Annotated in this window: 14 protein-coding genes; 5 read left to right on the top strand and 9 right to left on the bottom strand. The window is 41.6% G+C overall.

Going from position 1 to position 19,256, the window contains the following annotated elements; translation table 11 throughout:
* Positions 1-39 precede the first annotated feature (39 nt).
* From ACTJKG_RS02035 to ACTJKG_RS01995, 9 genes are all read right to left on the bottom strand, one after another.
* Positions 40-1,608, bottom strand: a complete 1,569-nt coding sequence (locus ACTJKG_RS02035) for a RagB/SusD family nutrient uptake outer membrane protein (RefSeq protein WP_440738200.1) — start codon at positions 1,606-1,608, stop codon at positions 40-42.
* An 18-nt stretch (positions 1,609-1,626) separates the two neighbouring features.
* Positions 1,627-4,845, bottom strand: coding sequence for a SusC/RagA family TonB-linked outer membrane protein (locus tag ACTJKG_RS02030; RefSeq protein ID WP_440738199.1), 3,219 nt, complete (start codon positions 4,843-4,845; stop codon positions 1,627-1,629).
* A 262-nt stretch (positions 4,846-5,107) separates the two neighbouring features.
* Positions 5,108-6,229, bottom strand: coding sequence for a FecR family protein (locus ACTJKG_RS02025; RefSeq protein WP_172335919.1), 1,122 nt, complete (start codon positions 6,227-6,229; stop codon positions 5,108-5,110).
* A 94-nt stretch (positions 6,230-6,323) separates the two neighbouring features.
* Positions 6,324-6,902, bottom strand: a complete 579-nt coding sequence (locus ACTJKG_RS02020) for an RNA polymerase sigma factor (protein ID WP_172335920.1) — start codon at positions 6,900-6,902, stop codon at positions 6,324-6,326.
* Between the two features lie 873 nt (positions 6,903-7,775).
* Positions 7,776-11,378, bottom strand: a complete 3,603-nt coding sequence (locus ACTJKG_RS02015; protein WP_440738198.1) for a M1 family aminopeptidase — start codon at positions 11,376-11,378, stop codon at positions 7,776-7,778.
* On the bottom strand, positions 11,290-12,165 hold the full coding sequence (locus ACTJKG_RS02010) for an ABC transporter ATP-binding protein (RefSeq protein ID WP_440738197.1): 876 nt from the start codon (positions 12,163-12,165) through the stop codon (positions 11,290-11,292). The genes ACTJKG_RS02015 and ACTJKG_RS02010 overlap by 89 nt, the downstream gene beginning before the upstream one ends.
* A gap of 75 nt (positions 12,166-12,240) precedes the next feature.
* Complete coding sequence (locus ACTJKG_RS02005; protein WP_172335923.1) at positions 12,241-12,447, bottom strand: helix-turn-helix domain-containing protein; 207 nt, start codon at positions 12,445-12,447, stop codon at positions 12,241-12,243.
* A gap of 2 nt (positions 12,448-12,449) precedes the next feature.
* A complete protein-coding gene (locus ACTJKG_RS02000) occupies positions 12,450-12,968 on the bottom strand; it encodes a DUF2975 domain-containing protein (protein ID WP_172335924.1) in 519 nt (172 codons plus the stop codon).
* Between the two features lie 421 nt (positions 12,969-13,389).
* Positions 13,390-14,214 carry an alpha/beta fold hydrolase gene (locus tag ACTJKG_RS01995; RefSeq protein WP_440738196.1) on the bottom strand — a complete coding sequence of 275 codons (825 nt, stop codon included), beginning with the start codon at positions 14,212-14,214 and terminating at the stop codon, positions 13,390-13,392.
* A 214-nt stretch (positions 14,215-14,428) separates the two neighbouring features.
* On the opposite strand from ACTJKG_RS01995, the gene ACTJKG_RS01990 reads away from it, so the two are divergent.
* The 5 genes from ACTJKG_RS01990 to ACTJKG_RS01970 all read left to right on the top strand — a co-directional run bounded on the left by ACTJKG_RS01990 (position 14,429) and on the right by ACTJKG_RS01970 (position 19,217).
* Positions 14,429-15,025, top strand: coding sequence for a Crp/Fnr family transcriptional regulator (locus ACTJKG_RS01990; protein WP_172335926.1), 597 nt, complete (start codon positions 14,429-14,431; stop codon positions 15,023-15,025).
* Positions 15,026-15,168: 143 nt separating this feature from the next.
* Positions 15,169-15,963 (top strand): alpha/beta fold hydrolase, encoded by a 795-nt coding sequence (locus tag ACTJKG_RS01985; protein ID WP_172335927.1) that lies wholly within the window; start codon positions 15,169-15,171, stop codon positions 15,961-15,963.
* 30 nt (positions 15,964-15,993) lie between these two features.
* The gene (locus ACTJKG_RS01980; protein WP_172335928.1) at positions 15,994-16,872 is read left to right on the top strand and encodes an alpha/beta fold hydrolase; all 879 of its coding nucleotides are present in this window, start codon (positions 15,994-15,996) and stop codon (positions 16,870-16,872) included.
* Positions 16,873-16,917: 45 nt separating this feature from the next.
* The gene (locus ACTJKG_RS01975) at positions 16,918-17,337 is read left to right on the top strand and encodes an OsmC family protein (protein ID WP_172335929.1); all 420 of its coding nucleotides are present in this window, start codon (positions 16,918-16,920) and stop codon (positions 17,335-17,337) included.
* A 476-nt stretch (positions 17,338-17,813) separates the two neighbouring features.
* The gene (locus ACTJKG_RS01970) at positions 17,814-19,217 is read left to right on the top strand and encodes a S41 family peptidase (protein ID WP_172335930.1); all 1,404 of its coding nucleotides are present in this window, start codon (positions 17,814-17,816) and stop codon (positions 19,215-19,217) included.
* Positions 19,218-19,256 lie beyond the last annotated feature (39 nt).

The raw sequence follows: 19,256 nt of genomic DNA, 5'->3' as shown, positions 1-19,256 counted from the left end.
TAGGGAGCTGCCGCATTTGCGGCAGCTTTGACCAAGTTTTTAATATCCCGGATTTTGAGTTAATGTTGCTCCTTTATTCACGTCGATCTCTGATTGAGGAATGGGCAGCAATAGGTTATAATCCTTAATAGAGCCAGAGGAAGTGGGATTGTGTTTTTTTACCCTTTCTACCAAAGTCCCTGTTCTCATTAAGGTAACCCGTCTGTCTTCTTCGCCAATAAGTTCGCGGGCGCGTTCATCCAGAATAAAATCCATATTGATATCGGATGTCTGTACAAGCGGAGCATTAGCCCTTGTGCGAAGTTCATTGATGTCGTTGGCGGCTCCTGTTAAATTACCTTGCTTAAACTGTGCCTCGGCCAGTAAAAGGTAGGTTTCGCCAAGGCGCATATAGATGCGATCTTTATACGTTATTGTACCAAAAGGGTCGGCGCTGGTATAAGAGTACCACTTGGTGCTATGCGCGTACATATTTTGAATGGTATCGGTATTGGAGGTAACTACTGCCAGTTTACCATAATTAGCTGATGCAGGATCGTTGTAATAATATTTGCGACGGACGTTAAAACTAGAATTGCGCATATCATTATTAATGTTCAGATTATATGTCCACCAGTTGGTTGGCCGTATCCGGCCTATGCCGCGTCCGCCTAATGAATCGGCTCCGATCATACCCGGAATGTTCACATAAAATGGCACCCAAACCCTGCGGTGCTGGTCGGTTGGACTATACCCACCGGGGATGTTTGCTTCTTCTACTACCCAAATGGCTTCGGTATTGCCCTGGCTACGGCGCATATTGCCATAAATAAACATATCTGAAAAGGCATCGCCCGGCTTCAACGAATTGATACCATATCGGCCGCTCACCAACTTATATAGGCCGCTGGCTATGATCTTGTTCAACTGTGCTTCGGCAAGATCAGGTTTATTGGCCCTTAAATAAGTTACCCCGAGTAATTGCATCGCAGCAGCACTGTTTATCCTGCCCTCAGCGGTCACATGTGCGGCATCGGGTAAATTGGCGGCCGCGAAAGTAAGGTCATTGACCTGCAGATTAATGATCGTATCTAATGGAGCCCTCACATAGTCGGTTTTAGGCGCGGTAACCGGCGCCGTAATAAGTGGCACACCACCGAACAAGGTTGACAGGAAATTATAGGCGTAAGCCCTGAAAAACTTGGCTTCGGCCACATAACTATTGATCTGAGCTGGTGTTAAACTGGTGTTGCCGGATTGGGCGGCCTGTATAATTACATTGGCAGCGTTGATAACCTGATAACCCCAGCGCCAAAAACTAAGGGAAGCGACATCCTGTGAATTTAATTGTGAATAAGTTTCATACGGAGCCATGGCTGATGTGGTTTGACCGTTGCGGGCCACATCGGTACCGGTCTGCATCAGTGCGATGATTCCCTGATCGCCTTCATACTGATCGCGAACTATTTTTTGAAGACCGGCGACCGCGGCTTCAAAACTTAGGGCATCCTTTAAAGTAGCAGGTGTAAATTGTGTTCTGACATCTTCATCCAAAAAGCTCTTCTTACAGGAATTAAATGTGAGCATGGTTATCAGACTTATAAAGAGTAATGAATAAATACTTTTCATGATTATAATTTCTAATTATTATAAAGTAATGTTAACACCCAGTACAGCTGTTGCCACCAGGGGATAAAACGAACTGCTCTGGTTACCGGAGTAGTTGTAAAAATCGGTCTGCGGATCCCAACCTAACCATTTGGAAAAGGTGGCTATGTTTCGCCCACTGGCGTAAACCTGTAAGTTGGAGATCTTTAAATTTTGTAGCACCTCTTTAGAGAAACTGTAGCTTAAAGTAACATCCTTAATACGGGTGTATGAACCGGAAACAGGATAGGTGTATTGTCTTGAGTTGGTGTAACTTAACGATGGCCTGGTATTACTTTGGTTAGCCGCCGTCCAGTAGCCTATACCAGCCGGCAGGTTGATCCGGCCGGCCTGATCCCGGTAATCATAAATAGGATTAGGCTTAAGCGCACCCTGAAAAGTTTGTATGAAGGCACTTAACGAAAAATTTTTATACCTGAGGGTATTAGTCATACCGGCAATGTATTTGGGCAAACGTGAACCCAGATAGGTTTTGTCGGCTGTATTGATCTTGCCATCGCCATTTAAGTCGGCAAATTTGAGATCGCCAGGCTTGGCGCTTGGATCAACGGTAAAATTGTCACCGTTTTGCCAGATACCGATCAGCTTATAATCATATACAGCCTGTAACTGCTTGCCCAGGAACAGATTATTGGTGATATCATCTTTATTGTCGCCATAAAGTTGTACCAGTTTGTTGCGGTTGGCAGAGAAATTTATATTGGTTTCCCAGGAGAAATTATCTCTTTTAATATTTCGGCTGGTGATAGAGAACTCTATACCCTTATTGGCAGTTTTGCCTATATTATCCAAAATAGTGGTATAACCCGTAATGTAAGGTATTTTACGTGATAACAGCAGGTTGTAGGTTTTGGTATCATAAGCATCGACAGAGCCGCTTATGCGATCTTGTAAGATAGAGAAATCAATGCCGAAGTTGAACCCTTTTGTACTTTCCCATTTTAAATTCCCGTTGCCGATGGCACTTGGATTTAAACCAGTGGTTGTTGTATTGCCATAGATGTATTGCGTTGAAGCGAGTGTTGTCAGGGTATTGTAAGATGATACACCCTGATTACCCGAAATACCATATGAAGCCCGTAATTTCAGCGCAGATAATGTGGATATGCCTTTCATAAACGATTCTTCGGTCATATTCCAGGCCACTGCCACAGAAGGGAATGTACCATATTTATTGGCGGCACTGAATCCTGAAAAACCATCGCGGCGGGCCGTCGCCGTAAACAAATATTTTCCCGCATAAGAATAATTGATACGTACCATTTGCGACAGCAGGGTGCTTTGTGTATAACTTGAGGTAGTTTGCTGTATTTGTGCCGAGCCTAAATTATAAAAGTTGGTCAGGTCATTAATAAAAGTATTGGCGTTTAACGCGTTGCTCAGTGTGTAGTCCTTCTGAGAGCTGTATAACCCGGTAAAGTCCAGGTTGTGTTTGCCAAAACTGTGGCTGTAGTTCACTATATTTTCTATAAGCCAATGGTTACTCTCGGCATTGGTGATAGTAGCGTGCCCGATGGCATCACCCGTATTTCTACCCGTGTAATCGCCTGTCATGCTTGGATTATAGGCGTAACCGGTATTCAGCCTGTATTTAAAACCCTTAATAAACGAGGGTTTAATCTCTGCATAAAAATTACCGTTCCAGGTCCTGTTTTTGCTAACGGTAGGCTGGTAAAGCCCCAATAACGGGTTGGTATAAAGCGCATCTGGATACATCGGGTAGATCTGATAATCTCCCTGTGCATTATACTCCTGGCCATATGGGCTCATGACGGTAGCCATATACAGATTGCTTTTGCCGCCGTCATAATTGTTATTGTTAAAGAACATGTTCGCACCGGCATTTAACCAATCGGTAATTTTAGCATCAAGGTTTGAGCGGATATTGAAACGATTGAACTGATATCCTTTTAGAATGCCTTTCTCCTTGGTATAATCTCCGGAAACATAATATTTAACATCGGCAGTGCCGCCGGATACATTTAAAGAGTGGTTTTGGATAAAACCCTGTTGCGATATAGCTTTTATCCAATCGGTTTCCTTACCATTTTTATAGTTTTCCTGCTCGTATAGATTAGGCACCGGAGCGGCTGTTTTACCGGCTTGTTCATCATAATCGAGGTTTTTCTGCACATATTCGGCACCTCCCATTGGCTTCACCTCATGCGACATATATTCCGGTCCGGCCCAGGCATTGTATTGAATGGAGGGCTTACCTGTTTTGCCTTTTTTGGTGGTAACAATGATCACTCCGTTTGATCCTCTTGTGCCATAAATAGCCGTAGCCGATGCATCTTTCAGTATCTGAACAGATTCTACATCGGTGGTGTTAATGTCATTATAAGAACCATTATAAGGCACACCATCCAGCACCACTAAAGGGGAGTTGCTGGCGGTAATTGAATGCAAACCGCGTATATAAACTGAACTTACCGAACCCGGCGCGGATGAACCGGAAGTAATATTTATGCCGGGGACAGAGCCTTCGATTGATTGCAGGATATTGGTTACCGGCAAATTCTCCAGCCGTTGTTTAGCAACAGAGACGATGGCGCCGGTAACATCACTTTTTTTCTGACTGCCATAACCTACAACGACAACCTGCGATAATTCCTTTGAAGTTTCTTTTAAAACAACGCGCAACGTTGTCTGGTTATTGACAGCAACTTCCTGCCCTTGATAACCGATTGACGTAATAAGCAGCACGCCGGCAGATGGTACATCTTTGAGCTCAAACTTGCCATCAGCGTCAGACATCGTTCCCTTGCTGCCATCTTTTAACTTGACCGTTGCACCGGGTACAGGTCGCCCGGTAGAATCAACAATAAGACCTTTAACGGTAATCATGGAAATTTCCGTATGGCTTGCGCCGGCAATAGATTGATTACCATTTATCGGTTTTTCCGCGGCCTTTACAACAATTGTTTTTTCAAAAAAGATATAACTTAAGCCTCTACCTTCAAGACAGGTTTTTATGACCTCATCCAAAGGCGCATGAATAAAGTTGGCATTGATCTTTACTGAAGCATCCAGCTTCCCGGGTTGATAGAGCACATCGTAACCGGTTTGCATTTTAATGGCTTTGAAAATCTGTTTTAACGTTATATCCTTTTGCGTTAAACTGAGTTTTTGCGCAAACGTTGAGGCACTTACCTGCAATAGGGTAACGGTTAATACAAGGATGGTGAGTTTCATCATCAACAGTAATTTAGGAACACGGCGCTTTGGCCAACATAAAATTTCGATGTAAAATTTATACATTTGGGTATCTGTTTAAGTTAGAAATGGTATTTAACACACTCGTTCGGTTTGATCAGATAAATTCTACCAGGAGTGCTTCCAACACTCCTGGTATTTATACCTGAAAACCGGTTTTGCCAATTCTCTACGGGTATTTTTTATGGGTTTTCATTTCAGGTAATCGAGTTTATTAATCAGCGTTTTATAAATTATCAGTGAATTAATTAGATACGGTTATCCTCTTATCCAAAACTTTAAAGTGAACTGCATTGGTTAGCTCCAGCGTTTTGATAACCTGTGATACATTCTGGTATTTGGATACCGTACCACTAAAAACCAGGGATTGCAGGGCGATATCTTTATAGTCCACTTCTACATTATACCACCTGGATATTTTTTTCATGATACTGGCCAGGCTTTCATCATTAAAAAGAAAATACCCATTTTTCCAGGCTATGGCCTCGTCTGTATCTACCGGCTGAATAGTGAAGGTATGATCACTGACGTTTGATTGCTGTCCCGGTTTGATAATCATTTTTTGATTACTGGATACTGTGGTAACCTTTACCGATCCTTCTAATAAGGTTGTTGCTGTTGTTTTTTCGTCCCTGTAGGCATTGATATTAAAATGGGTGCCTAATACTTCTACTTCCTGTAGATCAGTTTTTACTTTAAAGGGCATAGCTCTATTGTGGGCCACTTCAAAATATGCTTCGCCAGAGAGTTCAACCAAACGTTCATTGCCTGTAAATGCAACCGGATATTTAAGGGTGGATGCCGCATTTAACCAAACGTGTGATCCATCTGGCAATATCACCTGGTATTGCTCTCCTTTTGAAGTTGCAAGGGTATTGATCTGGCCCCCCGATTGTTGAAGATTACCGGATGTATGAGTGCTATAAATAAGTTCACCTTGGGCGTTCTTACTAATTGTTACTCCCCCTTCATTGGCAAGCTGCCCGCTAATGGCGTTACCTAAAATTAGCTTTTTACCGTTTGCCAATGTCAGGGTAGCCTGGTTTTTACCCGGATTTACATCTGTTTTGCTAATGGGTGTCTGCGTTTTTTGATACAACAGACAATAAATACCTGTAAATGCAAATAGCGTTATAGCCGCAGCTGCCGCTAAACGGTATCTTCTATTTAACTTTTTAGAGGCCTGTTTCTTTTGAATATCGTCCCAAACCTGGTCAACATCCTCCACACGTTCTTTATCCGTTATCTGAAATAGGGGCAACTGATTATTTTTCAAGTACCAGCTTTCTAAAAACGCCTCGTCTTCCGAAGTAGCCCGACCCGATCTGTAACGTTCCCATAATTCATTTAATGCTTTGTCTTCCATTATACATAAGGGGCCTATTAATGCCTTTGTTAATGGTAAGGAAAGTTCAGAGGTTGGTACAGGTAGATGAAATTAAAAATATTTTAACATCTGCTTACAAATACATTATTACCAACAGGTAAATTGTTACTCCCAGTTTTACCTTTAATATTTTTAACGCGTTCGTAATTTGTTTGCTTACGGTTTGTTCTGATATCTCCAGTTTCCAGGCAATTTCCCTGTGGCTTAGGTATTCGTTTCTGCTCATTATAAATACTGCTTTCATTTTTGGTGGCAGCATGGCAATTTCTCTTTCAATACTTTTCCGTAACAGATTTTCCCTAACGCGATGGTCAGTTACAATCTGCTCTTGTAATGCAAATGCCTTCATTGAATTATGATATTTTTCATGAACCCGTTTTCTGGACATTTTATTCAAGATGGCATTACGGACGGCACCATACAAATAGCCCGACAAGCTTCCGGTAAACTCAATTTGTTCTCGTTTAGCCCACAAATAAGTGAAAACTTCTTGAATAATATCCATAGCTTCTTCGCGGTCACGCAACTTATTAACCGCATGTGCGTGAAGAATAAATTTATAACGGTCATAAATCTGAGCATAAGCTTTATGGTCATCCTTCTTTAAAAGAAGCATCAATTGTTCGTCGCTTGAACTGCTGTAATGGTCCATTATTTCAGTATTCCAAAAGATAGTCGGCCTGGGAACCATTAGTTGTCCTGACCAGATCCGTTTGTATAAGATTAAACATGATTAAATCCTTAAGGATTCATAAACAAATCTTTAAGAATACTGGAAGTTAGGTTATCGGGTAGTTGTTTTGAGCATTGGAGGCGCTGTAAACACCACGCAAACGTTTGATTGAAAAAAGCGGACCGCCTGCTGTGGTTAACATAAATAAATATTATTGATTTTATTATTTCTTGAGTTCCTTATAACTCGGCATGTATCAAATATTGAATCATCATTTATCTTAACTTTTCATCCTTCCCCATACCTGTTTAAGTTTAATTATTAAAAAGAAGAATGAAATTTCAAACAAACGTTTGCGTAGATAGGCGGGGAGAATTAAAATATGATCAGCCGTTATCTGGTTCAGATCTATTGGCTTTATGCGACACAATAAATAATCGTAAAGGTCGATTTCTATTGGGCTATTAGAAATAATATTGAAAGATATGAAAAGTCTGCAAATCAAATGATTGCATGTTTTTTTGTTTGTATCAAAATATCATTTTATGCACCCAATTGCAACAAAAAGCTGCAAATTCGTTGATTGTCAATGCATTAAATTATTAAGTTTCTTGATAATAGCAGGCTACAAACTTACTTTTGTTTCACTTTTAAGCTTGTAATTATGAAAAGTAATTTCCACCTGCTTTTTTACCTGAGAAAGCAAAAAACTACAAATACCGACCAATGGCCATCTACATGCGCATTACCGTAGAAGGTAAACGCGTAGATATGTCGGCCGGGCGGCCATCAGCCATACGGTTATATAGCTCATAGATTTGCAAAAACTAAATAGGAATCGTTAGATGATGATCACTTTATTACCGATGTGTTATTTTCCATGTTTACGTCCAGAAATTTCATTTTAGGGTCCGCAGTAATACGAACAGGTCTTTCTTTTAAATTTAGTAACTTATTACCTGACGAATTATGTATTGCGAACATTTGCCGTTTTCCGTTCTCGAACTCAATTTCCAGCTCAACTTCCCCATTTAAAGGCAGGTTCAATTTTTTACCATGATCATCTTCGCTGTATTTATTAGATACAAGATTAAACGATAAATTATAGTGCCCGCTTCTCTGCAGACTAAGAGCCACTTTATATAATTGAATGTCGTAAGTGACTATGTGTTTGAACAACTCGTCGATCTTAGCTTGCTGGATTTTATTGGCGACCGCATATAGTTCGTTGATAAGGTCCAAAGATGTTGGGGGCTGATTGGGGTAAGTGTACTTATTAAGAAAATTTTTGAGTGCCTGGTTTATTTTGGATTCGCCTAAAAGAAGATAAAGTTGGTACATCACGACCATCCCCTTATCATAACATAGATAGGACTTTTTTGGGTCAGCCTTATATAAAGGTTCCTCATCATCAAAACCACGTTTACCAAGATAAATGTCCTTATGCACCTTTATTCGGGATAAGAGATTATCGGTACCATATTTCTTTTTATACAGCATCAGTTCGGTATACATTGCCAATGTTTCGGTAAGTACCTTGCTACCCTGCCGGTATTCCGGGTCAATCATTGCATTACCCCACCAGGTGTGTGATAGTTCATGGCTTATCTGCTCATTCAGGATATCGCGACGGGCATCATGCTCAATTTTATTTTGGAACCCGAAATCTTCGTTGATGAAAAACGCTGTCGGGTAGGCTGTAGCTGCGAAGCCTTTAGTGAACGAGGATATTTCCGCGAAGCGAATGGTACGGTAAGGATATTTACCAAAATTCTCTTCACAATAATCGATCGCTTGTTTGGCGTCGTCCATCAATCGGCCGATATTCTGCTGATGACCGGATTGGTAATAAGCTTCTACTGCAATACCATGATGCCTGGTTCGCAATACATTATATTGCGCCGACGCTACAGCGAACCGGAACGGAACGGGCTGTGTTGTTTGATATTGATAATAACTCCGTGCAGCCTTATGCCAGCTTGCCTTCAACTCGCCGATGCCGACAGCCATTTGCTCTTTTGAAGTGGATATAGTAGCATTCAAATTAATGTAGCCGTAATTATAGGGGGAATCACAAGCCGCATCTAACGGCTTGACAACATCAGATGCCGGTAATTTTCGATGTTTACGCTCGATAGGGTCATCGATCTCGTTATCGGCCATGTAGCCAAACCTCGGGTAAAAATTACTGATTCGAAGAAACGAGCCATTTTTTAATATAGCGCTGAATTGCATAAAACCATTGAAAGCGGATGCCTGGTAGCTGAAACTGAATGTCATGTTCATTGAACCACCCGGCTTAAGGGGCTGCTTCAGAAAATACCACACATGGCCATAAGCAGCATCATTTGATGCTTTTTCGGCATTGGGTATCTTAATGGCTTTCCATTGCAGATCTTTGTCGGTATACAGCAATACGCGATCAATGTCTTCCCTGCTTTTATTGACCAGGGTGTAGGTGCCTTTTACTATGTAGCTGTTGTTCTCCGGATAAAGGTCAATGTCGGTATTCACGGCAATGATGGTCGGTTGCGGCGTGTCGCGGTATTTTTTGTACTTTTTCTCGTAAACCTGCTTCCAGTCGTTACGTTCATTTTTGCGTTTGATCACTGTTTGATTCGAGATCACATAACCCGATATAAAGGCACCTGCAACACAAATTGACAGGAGTACGAGCGGAGCCAATTTTATTTTATACCATTTTTGGAAACTTTCCCAAACTTTTATTGCGATCATAAGAATACCGGCGGTAACGAAGATCCCGTACAGCGTTTTATAATGGAACGCGTTCAGAAGAAGGTCGAAGCCGTTCATTTCACTATATTCACCATGATATACATTGGCAAAAAGCAATAAGGGGTTCTTTAATCCGATCAGGCCTCCGAGGGAGGTATTGAGGATTAGCAACAATAAAGTAGATACGGCCAACCCCTTATATCGGTTCTTACAAAAGACCTGTATAGATACGACCAATGCAGCACTAAACGAAAGCGGCAGGCCGGTCAGGTAGAACAACGAAAGATAAAGCTGCCAGTCAATATGAGGACAGGCAAATAACAACTGGAACAGTATGCCGATGACCATGTTAGAGGCGATCAACAGTAAGAGTACCGCCGATAAGGTACACCATCTGGCCATCAAAACAATGCTGGGAGGAACAGGACTGCTGTTCTCTAACGCATCGAAACGGGTGCTTTGGCTATACCAAAAGATCTCGCTTCCGTAAAATATTACCGCCAATAGCCCGACTATCGGAAACACCTCCAATATATTGGAAATCATTAATGCCGAGGTTGCGAACTTCTCGGGAAAACGTGAGCCGCCTGCGATATCCCCATACAATTCCATACTTAAAAAACATCCCCAACCCAGGATCAATAACCAGAAAGGAATACTTTTGACCACAAAACTTAAGTTTCGTTTTACAAAGCTGTACCACGCCTTGATCAGGTAGTGCGATCCACTGATCTGTGTTCGTAGTGGTTGATACCTGATCGTTGGTGTTTGCGGGGGAGCAGCGCACTGTTTCCGGCTAACAGTCTTCGTGCCTGATAAGGTGAAGTTAAGTTTGCGATAGGCAAATATGATAAAAATGCCGCTGATAAAGGTGTAGAATACACGGTTGAATAGGAAATTATCCCGTAAAGCCAATACCTGACTATTGCGCTGAGCTGCGGACCAGTATTGTGTCTGTTCAAAAAAGGCAGCCATGCCAAATGGGTCAAGCCGCGCCATGAGCTGCATGCTTTGTGCCGAAACCGGCGAAGCATTAGCCATCAGCGGCGAGTTGGTAAATAATGATATGCCCCAATAGAGGAAATAGATGAACAGGCCGGAGATGTATATGATCATCTTGTTCTTTGCGATCGCCCCGATGCTGCAAATGATACCAGTGCAGAACAAGATATTAGGAACAGCCAATGTCAAGAATGGATGAGCGTAACTCCAAAGTTGAAAGCCGGTGTATTGATCGGTATAGCTTCTGAAAAGTTGATGCCCTAATAATAATCCCGCCATAAATAATGCGAATGAGAACGTTGCCACCATGAAGATCACTGTCATCCGGCTGGTCAGATATGCTAACTTATTGATGGGGGTAGCATACAGAATGAGATCGAACTGTGAGTCTTTTTCGCGAAGTAAGCTTTGCGCAGCAAGCAAGGTAACCGTGAATATCGACAGTAGTGACGCTATCCCTGCGATATAGGTAATCACGTACGGAGAGTTTTTGAATGTGTCCTGAAAAGGGAAGTTAGCAGCAGCTGCGGTGACCAAACCTAAAGCTGCGAACAATACCAGAACAAGGTAAAAACTGACCTTGCGGGCAAAGAACAGCCAGTCGAATTTGAGTAAGGCAGTGAACATGTTACTTAGTATGATAGAGTTGAGTAAAATAAACATCTTCCAGATCTGGCCTTCGGCTGATAAAGCCATCACCGGGTCTGGTTTCGGCATATACGTGAATACTTTGTTTACCTGCCTGTAATTGCGCGGATATTACCTGGTACTGTTGCCGAAAAGCAGGCAGGTCTCGCCGGTCAATGGTTTGGCTCCATATCCTCCCTCCCAATTCATCGATGAAGGTATCGGGTTTTCCGTAAACTAAAAGGCTACCTTTGTTAATAATGGCCATTCGGCTACACAGATTGCGCACATCCTCGACCAAATGGGTTGAAAGAATAATGATCACCTGTTCGCCGATCTCGCTGAGCAGATTGTTAAAGCGGTTACGTTCTTCAGGGTCAAGGCCCGCGGTGGGTTCATCAACAATAATGATCTGTGGAGTACCCAGTAAAGCCTGCGCTACGCCAAAACGCTGTCGCATACCGCCTGAGTAAGAACTAACAGCCTTATGCCGATGTGTGTAAAGATTGGTCTTTTCAAGCAGGGCCAATATCTGTTCCTTACGCTGTTTGGATGATAGGATGCCCTTCAGAATGGCCAGGTGTTCTAGAAGGTCGAAAGCGCTTACTTTAGGATACACGCCAAAGTCCTGCGGCAGGTAGCCAAGATGCTGTTTGATCAAAACAGGGTTAGCTATTACATCGGTACCATTAAAAGTGATCTGACCACTGTCGGGACGTTGCAGTCCGGCGATAGTGCGCATCAAGGTTGATTTTCCGGCCCCATTTGGCCCGAGTAGCCCAAAAATACCGTTGCTGATATCCAGCGAAATATTTTGCATAGCTTTTACGCCGTTAGCATAGGTTTTGGTCAGGTTGTTAATTGTTAAAGCATTCATCAGTAAAATTTTTAGGCAATAAAAATCCATGCGCCTTTACGGCGTTATTTTTTGTTGTCAATATTGGGTCGTTTATTAGTCTGCTCTGTACTCTAAGATGTCGCCGGGCTGGCAATCCAAAGCTTTACAAATAGCTTCTAAGGTCTCAAAACGCATACCTTTGGCCTTTCCTGTCTTTAAGATGGACAAGTTAGCCTGGGTAATCCCTAGTATCTCTGCCAGTTCCTTGCTTTGCATTTTGCGTTTGGCCAGCATCACGTCAACATTTACAATTATTGGCATAGTTATATATATAGGTCCTGTTCGTTCTGTAAGTTAAGCCCCTGTTTAAAGATCACAGCCATAAAGTACGCAAATATACCAACTACGGCGTGCAGCAGCGCTAGCGCGATCAGCAGGTTCACCTCGTAGCTATAAATGATATGCCCGATCAGAAAAGGCAGGGGTACCACAAAATTAAGGATATAAAATATTTGAAGCCGCTTTACACCTTGCACCGTGAATAGTTTACTCTGCCTGAATGTGTTGAATATGTTGCCGAGCAGCCAGAAGAAAAGTCCGTACAGGCTAAGGAGTGCAACCAGTTCGAACTTGTAGTAAAATCGGACATCATCGCCTATCAAGAAGCGTGAATCTGTGAACGGATAATTGATCACAAAGCGCCTGCCTCCATTGATCACCTGGTACGCAGGCAGGCTGAGCACTATGCACAACAAGCTATACAAAGCCGTGGCTAAATAAGGTATCGCTACCGCCCTGGATATATAGAATAGGGATGCCGCTATAACTCGAACTCTTTTCATGTTTTTAATATTTACTGTAAAAATATATTTAATTATTGTAAAACAATAATTAATCAAGAAAAATTATATTTTCATCCCTATGATAATGGCTTGCCATTATCATAAAAAAGGCCGCTCCGGTGGGAGTAGCCTCTTTTTTTAGCATGCCTTTTTTAGTATGCTAAATGAGGTCAAGTCTAATCAGGGAAATGGAATGGAACTTTGGACCCTAAAAATGGTTAGTAATTCGGTGCGTAGTAAATCGAAAGTCATATAAAATATTGTAAGTCAGTTGGTAGTAATCGTGTTCAATTCCCTACGGGCTACGAAGCCGCTTTACGAAAGTAAAGTGGCTTTTTTTTGAGATTCTTTGGCTAATTTTAAAGTGTGGTGAATCAATTGCATGCTGAACTGGTAAAGACTTTCGGAATGTTAAGCTATATTAATGCCCTATTTTAGTTAACAGCATTGCCACTGAATCTGGTTTTGCTAAGAATGCGGAGTGGCTGGTGTTTAATTGATATACTGTTTTTACCCCACCTATTGCGGTGCCAATCATCCTGTCTTGCAGATCTGGAGATACAACACGATCTTGTAATGTTTTAATATAAACCTTCTCAACGGAGCCAAAGTTTGCAGATGTCAGTGTCACAGGATCCTGCAATGGGATTCCGGGCTCAGACCGGTAATTTTGCAGTACAAGGTTTTGAACCTGAGCCGAACCATCAGGTATAAATATATTCACAATTTGATCTTGCTTTACATCAACGGTTAAGCCGCCATTATTCATAATAAGGTTTCCTTTTATACCCAATTGAGATCCCGGATCTGTCATGGCAAGCCCAAATAATGATTGTCCGGAAGTTGGTAAATAAGCAGCTAGATAAACCAGCTTCTCTATTTTAGCGGGGATCTTTTCAGCAACAGACGAAATGATCATACCTCCTAAACTATGGCCAACAAGGATAACTTTGCCATTGATTTTTGAAATAGCATTGAGTACGGTAGTGGTGTAAAGGTTTAGTGTTATTGTTGAGGGATCAGTTTGATCGCTGCCATGGCCTGGAAGTTCTACAACGGTTACATTGTTGCCTTCATTAATCAGGGTGGTTTTTACCGCGTCCCATACATAAGGGGCTTGCCATGCGCCGTGTACCAGTACATAGTTTTTAGCAACAGGTTTCACTTCATCATTCTTTTTTGAACAAGATGAAAACATCATAGTAGTAGTAGCTACAGTAAGTAAGATTAATATTAGTTTTTTCATGATTTGAGATGCCTAATTGTTTAGGACACCACAAACTTCCGATTATGCGCCCCGGATAAGTTTAACCCAGGTTAAAATCGAAAAATAGTTCAAAGCCGTCAAAACAAGTTATACTATTAGGCAACCAGAACAACAATTAATCAGTAATGATGATAGTTATTAACCATCGCCGTGTGTTGGTATGCGATCTTATTAAAATTTATATTTTTATAACATGTCTGAGAACAAAACTGAAATAGAATTACTACGAAAGATCTTAGGGTCTGCCGGTATGAAACCAGAAGCATTTGACTTGTCATTGCCTTACTGGAAATTAAAACAGTATAAAAAAGGCGAGTTTTATAACGAATATAAAAATGTTTGCAAACACCTCGGTTTTGTTATCAATGGTGTGTTTAGGATCTACCGTGTAAATAATGATACGGGAGAAGAAAAGAACATGCTGTTTTTTACTGACCACCAATTTGTAGCATCCTATAAAAGCTTTTTGGCCCAAACTGCCTGCGAATATTATACAGAAGCAATGGTTGATTCGCTTATATTATATATACATATCGATCACCTGAATGAACTTTATGGGCAATCACACCAGTGGGAACGGTTTGGAAGGATCGTAGCCGAAACCGCTTTCCATGAAGTTATGGTTAATACCGAAGGGTTTCTTTTTAAAACGCCGGAAGACCGTTACCGGGAAATGATGGAAAAGCATCCGAATATTTTTAATGCGGTACCACTTTATCATATCGCCTCTTATCTGGGTATCCAGGGGCCATCTCTGAGCCGGATTCGTAAACGGATGGTCGGAAGGTAACACCCATTGCCACCCGGTTTGCATATTAAAAATCTTCTGAAAAACTTTTTTCAGGAGATTTTTCGATTTTAACCTGGGTTAAACTTATTGCTCTGGCATAGCCCGATGTTTGTGGTGTCCTAAACAATTAGGCATTAAAAAACATGAAAACAGCAATAATAATGATGGCAATGAGTGTATTAGGCTTTACTGCTCAAGCCCAAAAAACAACCAACAAAAATTCTAAAACTATTGTACTTGTTCACGGAGCCTGGTCTGATGCTTCTTCCTGGAATGCAGTAACTCCTTTATTAAAAGCCCAGGGCGAAGAGGTGATCAATGTTAACCTTGCAGGTCACGGAAAAGATACCACCTCATTTGCCGGTATCACCTTTCAAACTTATGTTGACCAGGTAAAAGCAGCTATCGGTACCCGTACGAATGTAGTTTTGGTGGGACATAGTTTTGCCGGACTGGTGATCAGCCAGGTAGCTGAAGAAGTTCCCGCACAAATTAAAGAACTGATCTTCCTGGCAGCAGCGCTTCCACATGATGGTGACAGTCTTTTAGGACTTGCAAAAGGAGATGCGGCTTCTCATATCGGCAAATACCTTACAATCGATCAGGAACATGGTGCAGCAATAATTGCTAAAGACGGAGTCGCTGATATTTTTGCCGCCGATGCCCCGCAACAAATTCAGGAATATATTGCCGCCAACATTAAACCGGAACCGCTGGCACCCCTTGCTACACCCGTTCATCTGACAGAGAAAAATTTCGGCAGCGTTAAAAAAGTTTATATCCATACCGTTAATGACCATGCAATCAGTTACCCAGCACAGCAATATATGGTAAAAAACAGCCAAGTGGCCAAAGTGTATACCCTGCAAAGCAGTCATACACCATTCATTTCTATGCCGGATAAACTGGCTGCAATCCTGATTGCTGAAAGCAAATAATAACTTCTTCATATCATAAAAACATAAAAAATGTCACAAGATTTAAATAAGGGTAATACAGCGTTTACTCACGAAACAGTTCCAACTGCCTTTATCGATGTTAAAGGCACAAAATTCGCTTACCGTTCATTTGGACAGTCACAAGGTGTGCCGGTTGTATTTTTACAGCACTTTACTGGTACTTTAGACAACTGGGATCCGACAGTTACCAACGAATTAGCTAAAACACACCCTGTTATTTTATTTGATAACAAGGGCGTTGGCAGCAGCGAAGGTGAAACTCCTGCTACGGTAGCGGAAATGGCAAATGATGCCTATGATTTCATCAATGCATTGGGCCTGAAAAAAGTTTATTTACTTGGTTTTTCACTGGGTGGTTTCATCGCCCAAAACCTTGCAGAAAGTTATCCCGAATTGGTAAGCAAAGTGATTTTGGCAGGCACCGGTCCGAAAGGTAGTGAAGGGATAACCGAAATTGTGAACGTTGTAACCGCGGGTATGTCAGACGGCCCTGTAAAGGTTCTGCGAAATGTATTTTTCACCAAAACAAATAACGGTGTGGAGGCCGGCGAGCAGTTCCTGGAACGTTTACAATTAAGGAAAGAGAACCGCGATACCCCTACAGCCGGAGCAACGGTAAATGCGCAGGCAACAGCTATCATTACCTTCGGCTATGAAAAAGATCCGGAATACCAACAACTGCGCAATATTAAACAGCCTGTTTTGATTGTGAACGGCACCAACGATTTAATTGTGCCGTCTGTCAACTCGTTCACATTATCACAATACCTGATTAATTCAAAACTCATTCTATGGAGTGATTCAGGTCATGGTGCCCTTTTTCAATACAGCCAGGATTTTGTGAAAGAAGCCAATGCTTTTTTAGCTGCCGAATTGCCAGGTAAATAACAACCAATAAACATCAAACAATAATTTTTAACTCATAAAAAAATCATGAAACGTATAGCAAAAGCACAATGGAACGGTACCTTACAAGAAGGCAAAGGAGAAATCAGCACACAAAGCACCGTGCTTAATCAAACTCAATATTCATTCAAAACCCGCTTTGCCGATCGCATCGGCACTAATCCGGAAGAATTGATAGCCGCGGCACATGCAGGCTGTTTTTCGATGGCCCTTAGCGCAACATTAGCACATCACAACATCACAGCAGGCGACATTTTTACTACAGCAACAGTTGATCTTGATATGCAGGCGTTAAGCATTACTGGTATTCATTTGGATTTACAGGCAAGTGTAATTGAAGGTGTAGATGAAGCAACATTTACTGAAATTGCTGAAGGAGCAAAAACACATTGTATTGTCTCAAAAGCATTGAATGTGCCCATTACGTTAGGCGTTGTTTACGCTTAATAGTCTGAAACATCTGACAGCATACTACATGAAACTCAGCGGACATATCTGCTGAGTTTTTTTATAAGTAAGCATTTATATGTTAAGCTTTGAGTTGCATTTTTGAAGCCAGTTGAAAAATATAAGATGGTCGCGGCGTAATCTTCATCGGGTTTAATTTAAAAATGGATTTTGATAATATAGTGTATCAGTTTAAGCTATACTGGTTTAAGATATCTTTAAAATTATCCTTTTTTGCTTATAGAAATCACGGTATTCTGTGATTGTCACTTGCAAGTTCAACTCTTGGCTTCATATAAATAATGGGTTTAACTGTGACTAGCCGTTTAACATCATTATTGTTTTCGGTGATCACAAGTCATATGGCAACACAAACTTTTTATATATAACTTAACACTGGAGCTACTTGAAAGTTAATTCTCTATTAACAGTGGCAAAGTATATTTGCGGATAGACAAATATACTTTAAGAGTATTATGCAGCCATTCCTTAACTTTTATAAACAAAGTCGTTATGTCCTGATTTGTCTGGTATCTGTACTTATTTTACAAAGCTCCTGTAAAAAAGATAATAATAAGCCCAACTACCCCACCGGAAGCAATGAAAATATAAACAGCTGGATGCTTGATAGCCTGAAACGTTATTATTACTGGAGCGATGGCCTGCCCTCCAAACCGGCTCTTAATAGACCTCCGCTTGATTTTTTTTCGGCCATACGAAATTCCAGTGACCGGTTTTCATACATTTTGTTACCCAATGACCCATCCACAGTTAGCCCCAGCAACAAAAGTCAATACGGGTTTGATTATACCACCATCAAAGAAAAAAACACAGGTTTAGTTTTTGGCGTGGTGAAACTGGTTTTAAACGACTCCCCCGCTTCCAGATCCGGCCTGAAACGAGGTGATTATATCAGTAAAATTAACGGCAAAGCGATAACCCAGGAAAATGCCATCGCTTTACAACAGGAACTGCTTTCAGGTACCCGGGCTACCCTCACGCTGGCCGGAATAAGCGGAAATGAGTTAAAAGATACAGGCTCTGCGGAGTTAACCGCTGGCTTTACTTTTGAACAGCCTGCCGTAAGTAATATGGTTGATAATGGTGGCTCCAAAATCGCCTATCTTTATGTATATGATTTTAGTACTGGATTAGCGGCCTCACTTTATAATACTTTCATAGGACTTAAAAGTGCCGGTGTAACGGAGCTTATTCTTGACCTTCGCTATAATTCAGGCGGGCAGGTTGCCGAAGCGGCTGGGCTTTGCACTATGATTGCATCCGGGATCAACTATAACACCCCCTTTATTACTTATAAAGGGAATAAAAACGGTGGAACGCGAACCGAGTCTTTAGGCAGCGCGGCCACCTTTGATCATACTTTAAATTTTAATACACTTTTACAGGCCAACCTAAATCTAAAACGGGTATTTATTTTAGGAACAGGTGCAACCGCCTCGGCTTCGGAGGTGATGATCAATAATTTAAGACCATATATACAGGTTGTGCTGGTAGGCGAAAAAACGAGGGGTAAAGACGAGGCTTCCTTTAAAATTTCTGATGCCAGGGTTCCCAAACTGGTAGAATGGGAAATGCACCCAATTGTTTACAAATTGTTTAATGCTACGGGAAACGGAGGCTATGACTCTGGTATAGATCCTGACATCAGAGTCACGGAATTGAATGATCTCCCTTTGCAGCCATTTGGTACCTGGGAAGACCCTTTGGTTAAGGCCGCTCTCAATCGAATTTCCGGTAATAATACATTGGGCGTTCTTCAACAAAAAAAACCGGGTAATACAGGTTTAGCCGCCGGGGTAATTCTGGCCGACTCCCGTTTATCAATCACATCTGCAAGTACCGTGATTACTCACAGGTAAACCGGCAAAGCTTCTCTTACAGTTAACATTAACTTCAAA

The organism is Mucilaginibacter sp. 22184, assembly GCF_052045695.1.
In the GTDB taxonomy this organism is placed as follows: domain Bacteria; phylum Bacteroidota; class Bacteroidia; order Sphingobacteriales; family Sphingobacteriaceae; genus Mucilaginibacter.
This window is presented reverse-complemented; position numbering and strand designations above follow the sequence as displayed.

What these genes read in the sequence shown, in the direction of transcription:
- ACTJKG_RS01995 (WP_440738196.1), bottom strand. Translation starts at nt 14,214, where the DNA reads ATGAAAAAACTAATATTAATCTTACTTACTGTAGCTACTACTACTATG.
- ACTJKG_RS01970 (WP_172335930.1), top strand. Translation starts at nt 17,814, where the DNA reads ATGCAGCCATTCCTTAACTTTTATAAACAAAGTCGTTATGTCCTGATT.
- ACTJKG_RS01980 (WP_172335928.1), top strand. Translation starts at nt 15,994, where the DNA reads ATGTCACAAGATTTAAATAAGGGTAATACAGCGTTTACTCACGAAACA.
- ACTJKG_RS02010 (WP_440738197.1), bottom strand. Translation starts at nt 12,165, where the DNA reads ATGAATGCTTTAACAATTAACAACCTGACCAAAACCTATGCTAACGGC.
- ACTJKG_RS02035 (WP_440738200.1), bottom strand. Translation starts at nt 1,608, where the DNA reads ATGAAAAGTATTTATTCATTACTCTTTATAAGTCTGATAACCATGCTC.
- ACTJKG_RS01985 (WP_172335927.1), top strand. Translation starts at nt 15,169, where the DNA reads ATGAAAACAGCAATAATAATGATGGCAATGAGTGTATTAGGCTTTACT.
- ACTJKG_RS02015 (WP_440738198.1), bottom strand. Translation starts at nt 11,378, where the DNA reads ATGCCGAAACCAGACCCGGTGATGGCTTTATCAGCCGAAGGCCAGATC.
- ACTJKG_RS02005 (WP_172335923.1), bottom strand. Translation starts at nt 12,447, where the DNA reads ATGCCAATAATTGTAAATGTTGACGTGATGCTGGCCAAACGCAAAATG.
- ACTJKG_RS01990 (WP_172335926.1), top strand. Translation starts at nt 14,429, where the DNA reads ATGTCTGAGAACAAAACTGAAATAGAATTACTACGAAAGATCTTAGGG.
- ACTJKG_RS02020 (WP_172335920.1), bottom strand. Translation starts at nt 6,902, where the DNA reads ATGGACCATTACAGCAGTTCAAGCGACGAACAATTGATGCTTCTTTTA.
- ACTJKG_RS01975 (WP_172335929.1), top strand. Translation starts at nt 16,918, where the DNA reads ATGAAACGTATAGCAAAAGCACAATGGAACGGTACCTTACAAGAAGGC.
- ACTJKG_RS02030 (WP_440738199.1), bottom strand. Translation starts at nt 4,845, where the DNA reads ATGATGAAACTCACCATCCTTGTATTAACCGTTACCCTATTGCAGGTA.
- ACTJKG_RS02025 (WP_172335919.1), bottom strand. Translation starts at nt 6,229, where the DNA reads ATGGAAGACAAAGCATTAAATGAATTATGGGAACGTTACAGATCGGGT.
- ACTJKG_RS02000 (WP_172335924.1), bottom strand. Translation starts at nt 12,968, where the DNA reads ATGAAAAGAGTTCGAGTTATAGCGGCATCCCTATTCTATATATCCAGG.